This is a genomic window from Rhodococcus sp. NPDC057297 (assembly GCF_042667435.1).
GTDB lineage: Bacteria > Actinomycetota > Actinomycetes > Mycobacteriales > Mycobacteriaceae > Rhodococcoides.
In genome coordinates this window covers 1-15,893 of record NZ_JBHUZE010000002.1, presented here as the reverse complement: position 1 = coordinate 15,893, position 15,893 = coordinate 1, and the positions used below count along the sequence as shown (strand labels likewise).

Here is a 15,893-nt window from a genome sequence, read left to right as displayed (position 1 = left end):
ACTCACATACGGGCGCCTGTCTGCTGCACGATCCAGGCGTACTCGAAGGCGGCTTCCTTCCACTTCTCGTATCGTCCGCTGACTCCGCCGTGGCCTGCGCTCATCTCGGTCTTGAGCAGCAGGTCGGAGTCACCGGTCTTGGTGGCACGCAGTGCGGCAACCCATTTGGCGGGCTCGACGTAGAGCACACGGGTGTCGTTGATGGACGTGATCGCGAGGATCGCTGGGTAGTCCTTGGCTTCGACGTTCTCGTAGGGACTGTACGACTTCATGTAGTCGTACACCTCCTTGTCCGCCAACGGATTGCCCCACTCGTCCCACTCGATGACCGTGAGCGGCAGCGACGGGTCGAGAATGGAGGTCAGTGGATCGACGAACGGAACGTTCGCGAGGATGCCGTTGAACAGCTCCGGCGCCAGGTTCGCGACAGCACCCATCAGGAGCCCGCCCGCGCTACCACCGTCGGCGACGAGGTGTTTCGGCGCCGTCCGACCCGTGTCGATCAGATGCTGTGCAGCGGAGACGAAATCGGTGAACGTGTTCTTCTTGGTGAGAGTCTTGCCGTTCTCGTACCAGTGGCGGCCCATCTCGCCGCCACCGCGCACGTGTGCGACGACGAAGACGATTCCGCGGTCCAGTAGCGAGAGCCTGGCTACGGAGAACGCCGGATCCATCGATGCTTCGTACGATCCGTAGCCGTACAGCAGGGTCGGAGCAGGGCCTTCGGGAACGTCCTTGCGCAGCACGATGGACAGCGGAATGCGGGTCCCGTCGGCCGCGACGGCCCAATCTCGATGCTGGACGTAGTCGTCGGCGCGGAAATCACCCAGGACGGGCTGCGCCTTACGGAGCAGCAACTCGCCTGATTTCACGTCGTAGTCGTACACCTGCCCAGGGGTGATGAACGAGGTGTAGACAAGACGAAGAAGTGGCTGCGTCCACTCGGGGTTCGAGCCGGCGCCGACGGCGAAGAGTTCTTCCTCGAACTCGAGTTCCTCGTAGTCGCCGTACCCCTCGGGTCCGATCGGCCAGATAGCCAGCCGTGTCAACGCTTCTCGGCGGTAGTTAAGTACGAGATGGTCGGCGAACGCGTCGACGTCCTCGAGCCTGACGTCGTCGCGGTGCGGAATCAGAATGGTCTGGTTCGACGGATCGTCGACGGGTGCGTCGGCGAGGAGGAAGTTCTCCGCCTTCTCGCCGTCGGTTCCCCAGCCGTTGACGGAGCCGTTGTGCTGGATCAGGAATCGATCCTCACCGTTCACCACGGCATGCTCGACGCTGTACTCCACACCGGTTTCGCGCGGGAGTACGACGCGGAATTCGCCTTCCGGATTCTCGGATTCCAGGACGAGGCATTCGGAGGTGATCTTGGAGCCGACCCAGATCATCAGGTACTTCTCGCTACGGGTGGAGCCGAATCCGACCCAGTAGCTCTCGTCCGGCTCGTGGAAGACCTTGACGTCCTCGGAGGATGGTGTGCCGAGCTTGTGCCGCCACACGGTGTCGGGACGCCAGGATTCGTCGACGGTTTGGTAGAAGACGTGGCCGTGGTCGATCGACCAGGTCGCTCCGGTGGAGACCTTCTCGATGGTGTCGGGCAGTATCTCATCGGTGCGCAGGTCCTTGAAACGCAACGTGTACCGCTCGTCGCCCTCGGTGTCGGTCGAGTAGGCCAGGAGGTTACCGTCCTGGCTGATCGAGAATGCTCCGAGGGAGAAGAAGGTGTGCCCCTCGGCCTCGATGTTGGAATCGAGAAGGACTTGCTCGCCCGGCACCTCACCGGACAGAGTGGGAGGTGTCCAGTCGTCGGGAGAATCCACGGCGCAACGGCATTGGAGGCCGTAGGACTTGCCTTCGATGGTCCGCGAGTAGTACCACCAGTCGCCCATACGCGTCGGGACCGACAGGTCTGTCTCCTGGGTGCGTGACTTGATCTCGTCGAAGATCTGTCCGCGGAGTTCCTCGAGACCGGCGGTCTGCTGCTCGGTGTAGGCGTTCTCGGCTTCGAGGTAGGCGATCACCTCGGCATCTTCCTTGTCCCGCAGCCACTCGTAGTTGTCGACGACGGTGTCGCCGTGGTGGGTCCGTTCGAGGGGGACCTTCTTGGCAATCGGTGGAGTAACTGTCATGGCTTGACCCAATCGTCGAAGTTGAGGCCCGAAATGCGTTCGTAGGCCTCGATGTACCGTGCACGAGTCGCCGCGACGACGTCGTCGGGAAGAGCAGGCGGCGGCGTGTCACCGTGACGGTCCCAGCCCGATTCGCCCGTCAGCCAGTCGCGGACGTACTGCTTGTCGAAGCTCGGCTGAACGCGACCTTCCTCGTAGCTGTCGGCCGGCCAGTACCGCGAGGAATCCGGGGTGAGCACCTCGTCGGCGAGAACCAGGTTGCCGTCGGCGTCCTGCCCGAATTCGAACTTGGTGTCGGCGAGGATGATTCCGCGGTCGAGTGCGAAATTGGCAGCTCGGGCGTAGATCTCGAGGGTGTCCTCGCGAAGTTTGAACGCCAGTTCCTCCCCGACCTTGTCGACGACGGCGGCGTAGTCGACGTTCTCGTCGTGCTCGCCGAGAGCCGCTTTGGCCGCGGGCGTGAAGATCGGCTCGTCGAGCTTGCTGGATTCGACCAGACCGTCGGGCAGGGCGACACCGCACACCGCGCCGGTCCGCTGGTAGTCCGAGAGCCCCGAACCGGTCAGGTAACCGCGAGCGACGCATTCGATCGGCACCATCTCGAGGCGCTTGACGACAAGAGCCCGTCCGAGCAGTTCCTGAGGGATCCGCTCGTCGAGCGGATCACCGGCGAGGTGATTGACTCCCCCGAGCTCGTCGAAGAAGAACACGCTCATCGCCGTCAGGACGCGCCCCTTGTCGGGGATCGGCGTATCGAGGACGTGGTCGTAGGCGGAGATGCGGTCGCTTGCGACGAGAAGCAGGTGGTCGTCGTCGACGATGTAGAGATCGCGAACCTTGCCGCCGGCCAGATGCTGGTAGCTACTGAGTGTTGGGCGCACGAAACCAACCCTATCTGGGCCTGATGTCGTCATGTCTCGGCGACAGGAGAACAATGGTTGCTGATGGCAACCAACGAGATCGCAGACGTCGGCTTCCGGTCCGAGCGCGGGCCGGTACTCATCGCTCTGATGCTCAGCACGTCGCTAGTCGCACTGGACTCCACGATCATCGCGACGGCCGTGTTGACCATCGTGGACGATCTCGGTGGTTTCAGTCAGTTCCCGTGGCTGTTCTCGATCTATCTGCTGGCCCAGGCCGTGTCCGTGCCGATCTACGGGAAGCTTGCCGACCTGTTCGGCCGCAAGAAGGTCATGCTGTGGGGCATCGCAGTGTTCCTCCTCGGCTCGATTCTGTGCGGCCTGGCGTGGTCGATGCCCGCGTTGATCGCTTTCCGTGCGGTTCAGGGACTCGGGGCGGGGGCGGTGCAGCCGATGTCCGTCACGATCGCGGGCGACATCTACACCCTGCAGGAACGCGCCAAAGCCCAGGGCTACCTGGCCAGCGTGTGGGCCATGTCGGCAGTGCTGGGGCCTGCACTCGGCGGTGTGTTCTCCGAGTTCCTGTCCTGGCGCTGGATCTTCTTCGTCAACATCCCACTGTGCGCACTGGCCGCCTGGATGCTGATCCGACGCTTCCACGAAGGGCCCGTCGACCGCTCGAAACCCACGATCGACTACCTCGGTGCGGGTCTGCTCACCGTCGGCGCGGCTGCGCTGCTTCTCGGGTTGCTGGAAGGCGGACAGTCCTGGGCATGGGCGTCGGGCACGTCGGTGGGGATCTTTGCACTCGGGGTCGTCTCACTGGCGTTGTTCACCTGGCAGCAGACCCGCGCGCCCGAGCCGATACTGCCGCTCTGGGTGTTCACCCGGCGCGTCCTCGTCGTCAGTAGCCTGGTGTCCCTCATCGTCGGGGCAATCGTGCTGGGGTTGACGTCGTACGTCCCCACCTTCGTGCAAGGCGTCCTCGGCACCGGTGCCATCGTGGCCGGCTTCGCTCTGGCGACACTCACGCTCGGGTGGCCGATCGCGGCGTCACTGTCCGGCAAGTTCTATCTGAGGTTCGGATTCCGCGCGACGGCGTTGACCGGTGGGTCCATCGCGGTGGTCGGAACCGGATCGGCAACGCTGATAGGCGCGCAGTCGCAGATCTGGATGATCGCCGCCGTCTGCTTGGTCGTCGGGCTCGGCATGGGTCTCATTGCAAGCCCGACGCTGATCGCCGCGCAGTCGTCGGTCGAGTGGTCCGAGCGTGGAGTGGCGACGTCGACCAACATGTTCGCCCGCTCCATCGGCAGCGCCGTCGGCGTCGCGATCTTCGGGGCCATCGTGAACTCGCGTGTCTCCGGGGATCCCGAGCCCGAACAGCTGTCCGACGCCATTCATCTGGTCTTCCTGGGCGTCTTCGGTGCGGCGGTGCTGATGCTGCTCGCCGCAACGTTGATGCCCAAGGCGGCTCCTCCGCAGGTGAGTCGACGGACATCTCAGCCGTGACGATTTACTTCGCGAACAGCGTCTGCACCTGATCCAGGGTCGAGATGACCCCGTCGTAATCCGGTCGGTAGCTCGTAGCAGGCAGCTCGAAGACGTTGCCGGATGCAAAGGCAGGCAGACTCGCGTAGGCGGGATCCTGTTTCAATCCGTCCAAGCTACGACCGGCGACCGGAACGACGATGATGACGGGTGCGCTCGCCACCGGAGCCAGGAGTTCGGGGCTGATGATGAACGAGTCACCCGAGCCGTAGAGCTCGGGGTTGTCGGCTTTGGTGAGCACGTCGTCCGGTTCGAGGCCGACGTTCTTCAGCAACTCCGGCAACGTTGCAGTCTGCGGGATGAACGCGGGCTCGTTGGTGCTCAGCGACAACAGGTACGACACGGGCGATCCCGGCACCGTGATGGCGTCTTTTACTTCGGCGACCTTGTCGTCGTATGCCTCGAGCAGTCCGGCAACCTTGTCCGACTCACCCGCAGCGTCGGCAACGGCTTCGAGCTGTCCCTGCCACGTGTTGACGGACGCGGGTATCAGAACAGTCGGCGCGATGGCGGTCAGCTGGTCGTATGCTTCGTCTGCCTGGACGGCGGAAATTCCCTGTCCGCCACCGATGATGAGGTCGGGTTCTGCCTGTGCGATCGCCTCGATGTTCAGCGCTTCGCCTGCGGGCAGTTCTTCGGTGCCCTGCTCCTCCGCCTTCTCGGCCCACTGCGGTGGGAAGCCACCGTCGAGGTTGGTCACGCCCAGAAGCCGCGTGTCGGTGATGGCGATCGGTGCGTCGAGGGTGAAGAGGTATCCGGCCAGTCCTGCAGACAGCACCGCGATGCGTTGCGGATCGGCGGGCACGGTGACGTCTCCCTTGTCGGTCGAGATCACCCTGGTCTCGCTGCTTGTGGCTCCAGTTTCGGTGTCGTCACCGGGCGAGTTGTCGCTACTGCATGCGGTGAGACCGACCGTCACTGCGGCGAGCGCGGCGATCACGCGCACACTGCGCCGCCGAAGAAGTGAACCGGACAAGGTAAATCCTTTCGGGAGCGCGAGACATCAGTAGTGCTCGACCAACTCAGCATTCTAGATCGATCACTCGCAGTTGTGGTGGGTCAGCTTTTGCGATGCACCACACCGCGCGAGACGAGATCGACCGTCAGGACCACCGCTAATGTCTGAGCGAGCAAGAGTCCGGTCAACACGAGTATCTGCACGGCTCCGGCCTGGATGGCCGAACCGCTGGCCAACAGCACACCCACGAAAGCTCCTGGCAGTGTCACGAGCCCGACCGTCCGCGTCTGATCCAACCCAGGCAGCAGCGCGTCGCCGGCAGTGGGACGAACGACTTCGAGCCGCGAATCACGTTCGGTGAGGCCGAGACTCAACGCGGCTTCTACTTCACCGTGCCGCTCGGACAGTGCATCCAGAGCTCGACGAGCCGCAAGCGACGTCGCTGTCATCGTGCCGCCCAGAATGATGCCACCGACGGGCACGATCGCAATCCCTTCGGCAGGAACGACTCCCGTCGACAAACACAATGGAACGACGACGCCGATCCCCACGGCCAGTGGGACCGTCAACCACAGCCCGGATCTCCCGGCCTCCGAACGACGAATGGACGTGAAGGCAGCCGCTGCGAACATGACCACCAGCACCAACAGCGACGACCACAAGTGCGCAAGAGCCGCAGCCAGAATCAGCGAGATCGCCGCCAACTGCAGGAAGCCCCGGACCGCAGCCGACGGCACCGTCCACACCCGCCCGATGGCAGAAACTCGATACACCAAGGCCGCCAGCAGGACCATGACCACGCACAGGACTGCAAGGGGAACGCCGGGCTCGACCAGGGAAGAACTCACCCACCGATTATCCACGTGAGTGGAAATGTAGGCGGAAGCCTACGTTTCCACTCACAGACCGACGCGCTCCAGCATGGCGTCGAATTCCTCGCTGGCCTCGGCTTGACTGCGGCCTGCGGCCAATGCGCCGTTGTACACCGCCAGTGCTTCTTCCTGGTACTTCTTGTATTTCTCGAGCCACTGCTCGGAGTTGGCGCGCCAGTATCCGATGATCTCGAATCGAGTCACCGGGTAGCCCAACTCCTTCCGGAAGTACTTTCGCACGACCCGGGACGACGCAGCCTCACCGGCGAACCAGATGTAACCCTCGCCGTCGGGCAGTTCCCACTGACGTGCCGCGTCTTCGAGCACACTCGCGGAATCACCGTTGCCGGAGCCGAATCGCCAGTCGTACGTCACGTCGCCGGCTGTCTCGAACTCCTGCTTGTCACTGCGCTCGAGCACCTCGACGATCGCGTGAGCTTGTGCGCCACTCGGCAATTCCTCGATGATGCGTCCGAGCGCAGGCAGACCCGTCATGTCTGCGACGAGCAACTGCCACTGCGCCGTAGCCGGGATGTTGTACCAGGAACGTGGCCGCGTCCACAGCAAAACCTGGCCGACCGTCGCGTTCAGCGCCCAGGTGGCAGCAACACCGCCTTCGTGCGCGACGAAATCGATGACAAGGTGCCCGGAGTCGGCATCGAACCGACGGACGGTGTAGTTGCGGCCCTCGGGCGCATCCTCGATGCCGTGGAACCACCATTCGCCGTCGACCTCGGTCATCGCAGGCGGACGATCCTCACCCTCACGCGCGAAGAACAACGTCACGCATTCGTCGGGGGCCCCGATGCTCACGTAGTCGGCAACGTCCTCACCACCGAACGTCACCCGCACCATGTGCTTGGTGATCTGCTCGACGGCAACAACTTCGGCGTAGTAGAAACCCTTGCTCATTCTTCCTCGTCCAGATGTTCGTGGGTATCGGAGACACCTCGGCGCCAATATCCAGTGATCGAGCTGTCCCCCTTGCCCAAACCCAGATCCTTCCGGATCCAGGACCGCAGCGGACGTATGTCCCCGGCCTCGCCGGCGAGCCAGACGAACACCGAAGCACCGTCCGGAATCTTCGTCGATCGTACTGCCGTCTCGAGCCCCGACGCCTCACCGTGCGGCGTCACAATCCAGTGGACGTCGATTCCACCCGGCGGGTCCAGCTTCTGAATGCTCGATTCGGTGTGCACTTCGATGTACACGTCTCCGCGGGTGTCACGCGGCATCTCCTCCAGCCAGCGAGCGATCGCAGGCAGCGCGGTCTCGTCGCCGACGATGACGAAATGGTCGTATCCGGGATCGATGATCACCCCGCCGGGAGGTCCCGCGACATGAAGGGTGTCACCCGGCCTTGCCGCGATCGCCCACCCCGACGCGAGCCCATGTCGGTGCACGACGAAATCGATATCGATCTCCCGCTCCTCGGGACGGTACTTCCGGACTGTGTACTCACGGGTGGTCGGGAAGGGCTCCGGCCAATCGAGATGGTCGCCGTCGGGCACCGGGAGCCGCAGCTCACCGGTGTCGACGTCGGGGAAGATGAGCTTGACGTGCTCGTCGGCGACCTGACTGACAAATCCATCGGTCCCGGCTCCACCGAACGTCACGCGGATCATCGTGTCGGTGATCATCTCGGTCCGGACGACCTCTGCCGCACGGATCTTGATGGGATAAGGCTGGCGTCGGGCGGGCGTAGGCACTACAGGCTCCTGATCGATTAACATTCGAAGTTAGGCTAACCTATAGAACTAGTCGGGCGCACCCCCTGTGATTCGTCGAACCCGTACGGCCAACCCCGTCGACGCGTCCGCTCGCAGCACCGGAACCCCACCGTCCATCCCCTCCCACTGGAACACGAGCCTGCCGACGTATGACATCCGCCTGGAATCCGCCCAAGCACATCCCCGTTTTCTTCGACATTCCGGACACGCCGCCGCAGCGTCGAATCAGAATCCGCGACGACATGTCGCCGCTACGCCTCTCGGCGTCGATCATCCGATCGGCAGGCTGGCATGCGGCACTCGGGTGCCTGCTCCTGGTGCTGTACAACACCGCGACGACGCTCGTTCCGCTGGCATTGGGTGCAGCCATCGACCGCGGCATCGGGCCGGTCTCCACGGGCACCCCTGCCGGTGAGGCCGTCCGTGGGTTCCTGCAGTGGCTTGCCGTCATCGCAGGCCTCTATGTGGTCATGAACTTGACGTATCGCTTCGGCGGGCGCATCGGGTGGTTCGCTGTACAGCGTGCGAAGTACGAGCTGTCGTCGCGAGTGATCGAGCGCATCCTCGACGCACGCGGAACCGCAGGCGGACCGCAGCTGCCAGGGCGGCTGCTGTCGGTGGCAACCTCCGACAGCGACCGGGCCAGCAGCGCAATCTATTTCGCGGTGTATCCACTCGGCCATATCGTCGCGATCGTCGTCGCGGCTGTGTCGCTCTTCGCCATCCACCCGGTTCTCGGCTTGACCGTCATACTCGGGTCGCCATTGCTGTTGGCGCTCATGGCGGTTGTCGCGCGTCCACTGCAGAGACGCGCAGAGGAAGAACAAGATGCCGTCGCGGACGCGGCAGGCATCGCCGCCGATCTGGTGTCCGGCTACCGAGTGATCACGGGCATCCACGCTCAGCGCGCCGCCACTGACCATTACCGAGGCGTGTCCCGATCGGCCCTGCGCGGCACACTCGCGGCCAACAGGGCAGAGGGCGCGGTCATCGGCATCAACAATGCGCTGACCGGTCTGTTCGCGGGCGTGGTGACCGTCATCGCTGCAATGCTCACGTTCAACGGCTCCATCACGATCGGCGGCCTTATCGCCGCTGCCGCCATGGCCCAGGTGCTTCTCGATCCGCTGAGAAGTCTCATCGAGGACGCCGCAACGTTGGGTGCGATGGTGTTGGCGTCGGCCAAGCGTGTTCTCGATCAACTGCACATCGGCCCCGATCCGGAGGCGCTCGGAACCGCTCCGATCCCGGAGTCCCCGACGCTTCGGATCCACTCGCCCCAGATGACCGACCCGATTCTCGTCACGCCCGGCGAGTTTCTCGTGATCGACCCGTCCGCGATCGATGCCGACGGGCTCGTCGCCGCGATGACCTTGACCTCGCGCGGCGAGCAAGACAAGACCCCGGGCATCACACTCGACGGACGTCCCTTGCGAGAACATGACCCGGCCGAGGTCCGCCGCCGGATACTCGTCTCACCCCATCAGCCGGACCTCCTCGAACCGACGTTGTTTGCCAACGTGGCGTCCGCGGAGGCAGTTCCGGGGTCGGCCGAGCACACCAGCGCCCGCGGCGCGCTGCAGGCAGCCCGCTGCGACGGCCTGGAGCACGAACTTCGCGACGGCTACGACACCGATATCGGCGACGGCGGCAGAACCCTGTCCGGTGGCCAACGCCAACGCGTCGCACTCGCCCGCGCACTGCATCGCCGTCCGCCGGTACTCGTTCTGCACGATCCCACGAATTCCGTGGACTCGGCCACCGAGCACGACATCGCCACCAGGGTACGTTCTGCGCGAGAAGGATTGACCACGATCGTCATCACGTCCTCGCCCGCCTTTCACGCAGTGTCCACGCACAGCATCGCAGGAGAACATTCGTGAGCGATACCGAAATGCAGCGTCTGCCGGTCGCCGACTGGCGCGAGATGCGTAACGAGATAACAGAACTTGCCGAGGGCAGGAAGCTGAGGATCGCGGGCATCCTCCTACTTCTGCTGACCTCGGCAGCCACGACGCTCGTCCTCCCACTGACCATCGGGTGGATCGTCGACACGGTCACCGCCAGTGAAGCGTCGGGAATTCCAGCGGTGTTCTGGTGGCAGTTGACTGCACTGGTGGCCGCTGCCCTCATCGGCGGCGTCGTCGAGTTCTTCGGCATGGTGGCGCTCGGACGCGTCATCGACACGATGGTCGCTGACCTGCGCGAGAAGTTCATGGCGGCGACACTGGATCTGACGGAGACCGAGGTGGAACGAGTGGGAGTCGGAGACATCGTGACTCGTGCCGCATCCGACACGCGGAACGTATCCGACGAACTCCCAGCAATTCTGCCGACGCTGTCAGCAGCGATCTTCACGATCGTGCTGACCGTCATCGGGGCAGCGGCCATCGACTGGCGCTTCGGCATCGCATTCTTGCTTGCCGCGCCGTTGTACGTACGGGCATTGAGGTGGTACCTCCCCGCGGTGCCGCCGGTGTACGGCGCACTGCGCTCGGCAGACAGCACCCGCGGCGAACGTGTACTCACCACACTCACGGCGCTTCCAACCGTTACCGCATTTCAGGCGGGCGATGCACGTATCAACGACATCCAGAGCGCAACATGGGACGTGGCACGTTGGGAGGTGCGCGCTCGAATCATGCAGAACCGTTTCTTCAGCCGCATCAACCTCGCCGAGGCGGTCTGCCTGCTCCTGATCGTCGGATGTGGTTTCGTTCTGGCTGCGCGGTACGGCACGTCACTGGGTTCGATCACCGCCGCCTCGCTGTTGTTCCTGCAGGTCACCGGACCGATCTCGATGCTGATGTTCGTCATGGACGACTTGCAGTCCGCCGCAGCATCTCTCGCTCGGGTCGTGGGTGTCACGAAGAACTACGCCGCTCCGGCCGCCGCGCCGGACTCGACCGTGAGGCGAACCGGCCACGTCGTCTCGGTTCGTGATGCATCCTTCTCCTATCTACCGGAGCACCCCGTGCTGAACGGCGTCGATCTGACGCTCCACACCGGGGAGCACCTCGCGATCGTCGGCACGAGCGGTTCGGGCAAGACAACGCTCGCCCGTCTGATCGCCGGCGTGCGCGAGCCGAGCGGCGGAACCATCGAGGCATCGGTACACCGATCGCGGATCGCGTACCTGAACCAGGAGGGACGAGTCTTCTCGGCAACACTGCGCGAGAATCTGGCGTTCGCCGCGCCGGATGCTTCGGACGAGTCACTTACGCACGCACTGTCACTCGTCGGCGGGGATGTCCTTCTCAGCTCGCTCCCCGGTGGCCTCGACACCGAACTCGGCGAGGAAGGTCACCGCATCACCGCGGCGGACGTTCAGCTGCTCGCGCTGGCCAGGCTGGTCCTGCACGACCCCGCGGTGGCGATTCTGGACGAGGCCACAGCAGAAGCAGATTCGCGCAACTCGGCTCTGCTCGACGAGGCCACAGCGAAGGCACTACATGGCCGGTCGGCGATCGTCATCGCGCACCGACTCTCGCAGGCGCGTGCATGCGACCGTATCGTCGTCCTCGAGCGCGGGTCCATCGTCGAGGAAGGCACCCACGACGAGCTACTCGATGCCGCGGGCCGCTACGCCGAACTGTGGTCCGTGTACAGCGCCGACATACAACCCCATTCAAAGGTAAGGCTAGGTTAAGCTGAGCTAGGTTAGGCTATCAATCTCAGCCTCGCCGGACCTACGCCGAGGAGCACCCGTGAAGACCTGCATCGCCACCGTGTCACTCGGCGGAACGCTCGAGGACAAACTCGACGGCATCGCCGCGGCAGGCTTCGACGGCGTCGAAATTCTCGACGCCGACCTGACGGCTGCATCATCGAGCGCCGCAGAAATCCGTCGGCGATGCGACGACCTCGGATTGACAGTCGACCTCTACCAACCGTTCAGGCGCGCCGAAGGCGTCACCGAAACCGAATTCGCCGACGTACTCCAACGTTTCCACCGCGAAAGCGACATCATGGAGGCGCTCGGCGGAGATGCAATCCTCGTCGTCTCCAACACCGACGACGACGCCATCGACGACCGAGACCTCTCCGCCTCGCAATTGCATGCACTCGGCGAGGCCGCAGCAGAACACGGCGCCACCGTCATGTTCGAAGCGCTGGCCTGGGGCACCCACATCAACCGCATCGCCGACGTCGAAGATGCACTGAAGCGCGCGGACCACCCGTCGTTGTCACTCGTCGTCGACACCTTCCACCTCTATGCCGTGGGAGACGGAATCGAGCAGGTCCACGCCCTCGACCCCCGCGGTATCGGCTTTCTTCAGGTCGCCGACGCCCCGTGGATGGATCTCGAGCTGATCCAGTGGAGTCGGAATCACCGCTGCTTCCCCGGAGACGGCGAGTTCGACGTACTCGCCCCCGTTGCCGTCGTGATCGAAGCCGGATACACCGGTCCGCTGTCACTGGAAATCTTCAACCCTGGATACCGCGAACGCCCCGCAGCCGACGTCGCGGCACACGGGGCAGAATCGCTCGACGCTCTGATTTCTCGTCTGCAATACACCACAACGTGAGCGGAAATGTAGGCCTGGCCTACATTTCCGCTCACATAGGAAGGGATAGATGACCGCGTCCACTCACGACCTCGCACCCCTCGCCCTGGACGGAGTCGTCCCCTATCCACCGGAGTTCGCGCAGCGCTACCGGGATGAGGGCATCTGGGTGGACCAGACGTTCACGGAGTTTCTGTTCAGCTCGATCGAGCAGCACTCGGAGGAGACTGCACTGATCTTCGGTGACACCCGAATCACGTACGGCCACCTGGGCGAGCGGATTCTGACGCTCGCGGCCGGGTTCGAGCGTCTCGGAATCCGGCGCGGCGAGCGCGTCGTGGTCCACCTCCCGAACATTCCCGACTATGTGGCGCTGGTGTTCGCACTCTACGAGATCGGCGCAGTACCCGTCCTCACCCCGATCGCGTTGCGCCTGCACGAAATCGGTTACATCGTCGAAGAATCCGGTGCCCGCGGGTACATCGCCACCGCCGCGCACGACGGGAACGATCTCGCAGCCCTCGCAGCCGAGCTGAAGTCGACGTCGTCCACACTCGAACACACGATCATCGTCGACGCCGATGGACTTGAACCGCTTCTTGCACAGGGCACACTGGAACATCGTCGACGATCGCTCCCGTCGGACGTCGCTTTCCTGGCATTGTCGGGAGGCACGACCGATCGCCCCAAGCTTGTCCCGCACACCCACGAGACGTACCTCGCCTCCGTACGGGCGGCAGCCGCGATGACCGATATCACCTCGGACACAGTGCAACTCGTCGTGCTACCGATGTCGCACAGCTTCGCGATGCGCTCCCCCGGTTACCTGTCCACGCTCGCTGCCGGCGGCACAGTCGTCATGGCGCCCAACGGGAGTCCGGACGTGAGCTTCCCCCTCATCGCCGAGCATGGTGTGACCATCGTCGCGCTGGTCCCCCCGCTCGCGCTGGCGTGGTTGAACTCGTCACTGAAAGAGCGATACGACCTGTCCACGCTCGCCGTCATCCAGGTCGGCGGGGCGAAGTTCAGCCCCGACTCGGCGCGACGAGTTCGGCCCGAACTCGGGGCGACGGTCCAGCAGTCCTTCGGCATGGCCGAGGGCTTGCACACCTTCACACGACTCGATGCCGACGAGGACATCATCACCACTCGCCAGGGGCGCCCGACCACCGACTACGACGAAATCCGCGTCGTCGACTCTCATGGCCAGAATGTCGACAGAGGCACCGCCGGTGACCTTTTGACCCGTGGACCGTCGACCATCCGCGGTTACTACAACGCCCCTCAGCACCAGAACGTGTTCACCGAGGACGGCTTCTACCGCACGGGTGACATTGTCGTCCAGGGCGCCGACGGTTACCTGACGGTCACCGGACGCTCGAAGGATCAGATCAACCGTGGCGGGGAGAAAGTCGCACCCGCAGAGGTGGAAGACCTGCTGCTGGCGCACGAGTCGGTCCACGAGGCGTCCGTCCAGGGCATTCCCGACGCCGTCCTCGGTGAGCGTGTCAAAGCATTCCTGCTCCCACGCGAGGGTGTGGATCCGAAATCGTTGTCGCTGCCCAAGGTTCGGCAGTTCCTGAAGGCCAAGGGGCTCGCGACGTACAAGCTTCCTGACGTCGTCGAATTGGTCACCGAGTTCGAGCGCACCGCCGTCGGAAAAATCAGCAAGAGACAGTAGAACCGCTTCGCGTGTCGACGAGTGTGGGGCCGGATTCTTTCCCGGCCCCACACTCTCGCGTCCCTATGTTTTCTGCGCAGACTGCTGCAGGTCCTCCAGAACCGCAAGCCAGCGTTCCAGCCGTGGATCCTCTGCCAACACGATGTAGTCCACCTTCTCCACCCCTGCGCTGCGCCACTGCTCGACGAGTTGCATCACGCGCACGGAATCCATTCCCTGCTCGCGCAAATCCAATTCGTGGTCGAGCTCGTCGACCTCCACGTACAGCACGTTCGCCACATCTTCTTGTACCTGTTCGCTGCTCAGTGTCATTGCTGTTCGGCTCCTTCGTCGCCTGGTTCCAGTAGTCGGGAGAGCTGCGCACCCCAGTGGGCTCGTCCGCGCGCGGTGAGGATCACCGACGTGTGGTTTTCGCCGTCGGCCACAGTGATCACGGCCCGCGGGAGATGGACACGCCAGGCGCCCCGTCCAGCGGTGAGCCCCTCCGCCTCGGAGTTGTCGATGGTTTCCCCGGCCAACACGACGAGCGAGCCGCAGTCGAGTCGGCCGCTGGTCGGTTGAGCCATGAGTTGTTCACATCGGTTACCGGACACCGCAAAGGCTTTGACGAGCGTCTGGTTCGCAAACAACGCGCGGCTTCCCTCGTCGCCGAGAATGGCCAGCAAGTCCTCGCGTCTGCTTTCCAGGTACTCCAACTGGGCATCCCGGTCGTCGACGAACGACACATCGGGCGCAGGCGTCTCGGGGGCGCTGGTCGGATAGGTGTCGAGGATCGTCAAGGAATGGATCTCCTCTCCTCTCGAGCGAAGCTCCTGCGCCACGGCGAACATGATGTGTCCGCCGTAGGACCAGCCGAGCAGGTCGTACGGCCCGGTCGACTGCACACGTTGCACCGCATTCGCGTAGACGACGGCCAGTTCGGCGAGCGTGGCGAATTCGATGTCGACGCCGCCGTGTGCCGGGTCCTGCAACCCCACGATCCCCAGTCCGTCCGGCACGTAGTCGGCCAACACGTCGTACGCGGCTGCATCGCCGCCGTACATCGTGTGCGCACAGAACAGAGAGCGCCCGGACGAGGATGGCAACAGCGGGACGAGTATCGCGTCGGCCACGTCGGTCGGGGCGACCGTACTCGCGGCGCGATCCTGCGCTGCAGCAGCCAAACCTGCGACGGTCGGGTTCCGGAAAATGTCGTTCAGAAGCAACGACGTACCGATCTCCTCGTTCGCCCGAGCGACCAACCGGACAGCGAGCAACGAGTGCCCGCCGAGACGGAAGAAGTGGTCGTCCGAGGTGAGCGCGATGTCGTCCGCGAGTCCCAACACCTCGCGGAACAGACGGCCGATCGTATTCTCCGCATCGGTCTCGAGTTCCTGTCCGCCGGTCAGTGCTCCGGTGAGGTCGGGTGTGGGGAGGGCGCGGCGGTCGAGTTTGCCGTTGGGGGTGACCGGGACGGTGTCGATGGGAATGAACACCGTGGGGATCATGTAGTCCGGTACCCGTGCGGTCAGATACTCCCGGAGTTCGCCGTCGGTGATCTCGGTGCCGACGTAATAGGCGGCAAGGTATTTGTCATTGCCGCCGGGGTGGTCGGCGGCAATGAC

Annotated in this window: 13 protein-coding genes; 5 read left to right on the top strand and 8 right to left on the bottom strand. The window is 64.0% G+C overall.

What is annotated here, in order from left to right; genetic code table 11:
* Nucleotides 1–2 precede the first annotated feature (2 nt).
* Together ACFULT_RS05905 and ACFULT_RS05900 are read right to left on the bottom strand one after the other, a co-directional pair.
* Entirely contained in the window at nt 3–2,129 is a 2,127-nt protein-coding gene (locus tag ACFULT_RS05905) for a S9 family peptidase (protein WP_378480925.1), read from the bottom strand.
* Entirely contained in the window at nt 2,126–3,010 is an 885-nt protein-coding gene (locus ACFULT_RS05900; protein WP_378480924.1) for a phosphoribosylaminoimidazolesuccinocarboxamide synthase, read from the bottom strand. Before ACFULT_RS05900 ends, ACFULT_RS05905 begins: the two co-directional genes overlap by 4 nt.
* 63 nt (nt 3,011–3,073) lie before the next feature.
* On the opposite strand from ACFULT_RS05900, the gene ACFULT_RS05895 reads away from it, so the two are divergent.
* The gene (locus ACFULT_RS05895; RefSeq protein ID WP_378480923.1) at nt 3,074–4,501 is read left to right on the top strand and encodes an MDR family MFS transporter; all 1,428 of its coding nucleotides are present in this window, start codon (nt 3,074–3,076) and stop codon (nt 4,499–4,501) included.
* A gap of 4 nt (nt 4,502–4,505) precedes the next feature.
* On the opposite strand, the gene ACFULT_RS05890 is transcribed toward ACFULT_RS05895, so the two are convergent.
* The 4 genes from ACFULT_RS05890 to ACFULT_RS05875 all read right to left on the bottom strand — a co-directional run bounded on the left by ACFULT_RS05890 (nt 4,506) and on the right by ACFULT_RS05875 (nt 8,079).
* The gene (locus tag ACFULT_RS05890) at nt 4,506–5,516 is read right to left on the bottom strand and encodes an ABC transporter substrate-binding protein (protein ID WP_037104953.1); all 1,011 of its coding nucleotides are present in this window, start codon (nt 5,514–5,516) and stop codon (nt 4,506–4,508) included.
* A gap of 83 nt (nt 5,517–5,599) precedes the next feature.
* A complete protein-coding gene (locus ACFULT_RS05885; RefSeq protein WP_037104956.1) occupies nt 5,600–6,346 on the bottom strand; it encodes an ABC transporter permease in 747 nt (248 codons plus the stop codon).
* Nucleotides 6,347–6,397: 51 nt separating this feature from the next.
* Complete coding sequence (locus ACFULT_RS05880; RefSeq protein WP_037104959.1) at nt 6,398–7,282, bottom strand: siderophore-interacting protein; 885 nt, start codon at nt 7,280–7,282, stop codon at nt 6,398–6,400.
* Complete coding sequence (locus ACFULT_RS05875) at nt 7,279–8,079, bottom strand: siderophore-interacting protein (protein ID WP_094719515.1); 801 nt, start codon at nt 8,077–8,079, stop codon at nt 7,279–7,281. The genes ACFULT_RS05880 and ACFULT_RS05875 overlap by 4 nt, the downstream gene beginning before the upstream one ends.
* Nucleotides 8,080–8,249: 170 nt before the next feature.
* Between ACFULT_RS05875 and ACFULT_RS05870 the strand changes: the two genes are divergently transcribed.
* The 4 genes from ACFULT_RS05870 to ACFULT_RS05855 are packed head-to-tail and all read left to right on the top strand — an operon-like array spanning nt 8,250 to nt 14,289.
* Nucleotides 8,250–9,983 carry an ABC transporter transmembrane domain-containing protein gene (locus ACFULT_RS05870; protein ID WP_378480922.1) on the top strand — a complete coding sequence of 578 codons (1,734 nt, stop codon included), beginning with the start codon at nt 8,250–8,252 and terminating at the stop codon, nt 9,981–9,983.
* Nucleotides 9,980–11,749: an ABC transporter ATP-binding protein gene (locus ACFULT_RS05865; RefSeq protein ID WP_378480921.1), complete on the top strand. Its 1,770-nt coding sequence runs from the start codon at nt 9,980–9,982 to the stop codon at nt 11,747–11,749. The genes ACFULT_RS05870 and ACFULT_RS05865 overlap by 4 nt, the downstream gene beginning before the upstream one ends.
* Nucleotides 11,750–11,807: 58 nt before the next feature.
* A complete protein-coding gene (locus ACFULT_RS05860) occupies nt 11,808–12,629 on the top strand; it encodes a sugar phosphate isomerase/epimerase family protein (RefSeq protein ID WP_378480920.1) in 822 nt (273 codons plus the stop codon).
* 49 nt (nt 12,630–12,678) lie between these two features.
* Entirely contained in the window at nt 12,679–14,289 is a 1,611-nt protein-coding gene (locus tag ACFULT_RS05855) for a (2,3-dihydroxybenzoyl)adenylate synthase (RefSeq protein WP_378480919.1), read from the top strand.
* Between the two features lie 63 nt (nt 14,290–14,352).
* Here the strand turns inward: ACFULT_RS05855 and ACFULT_RS05850 are convergent, their stop codons facing one another.
* Nucleotides 14,353–14,601 (bottom strand): phosphopantetheine-binding protein, encoded by a 249-nt coding sequence (locus ACFULT_RS05850; RefSeq protein WP_019667398.1) that lies wholly within the window; start codon nt 14,599–14,601, stop codon nt 14,353–14,355.
* The coding region (locus ACFULT_RS05845) for a thioesterase domain-containing protein (protein WP_378480918.1) at nt 14,598–15,893 on the bottom strand (1,296 nt) is incomplete at its 5' end. The genes ACFULT_RS05850 and ACFULT_RS05845, both read right to left, overlap by 4 nt.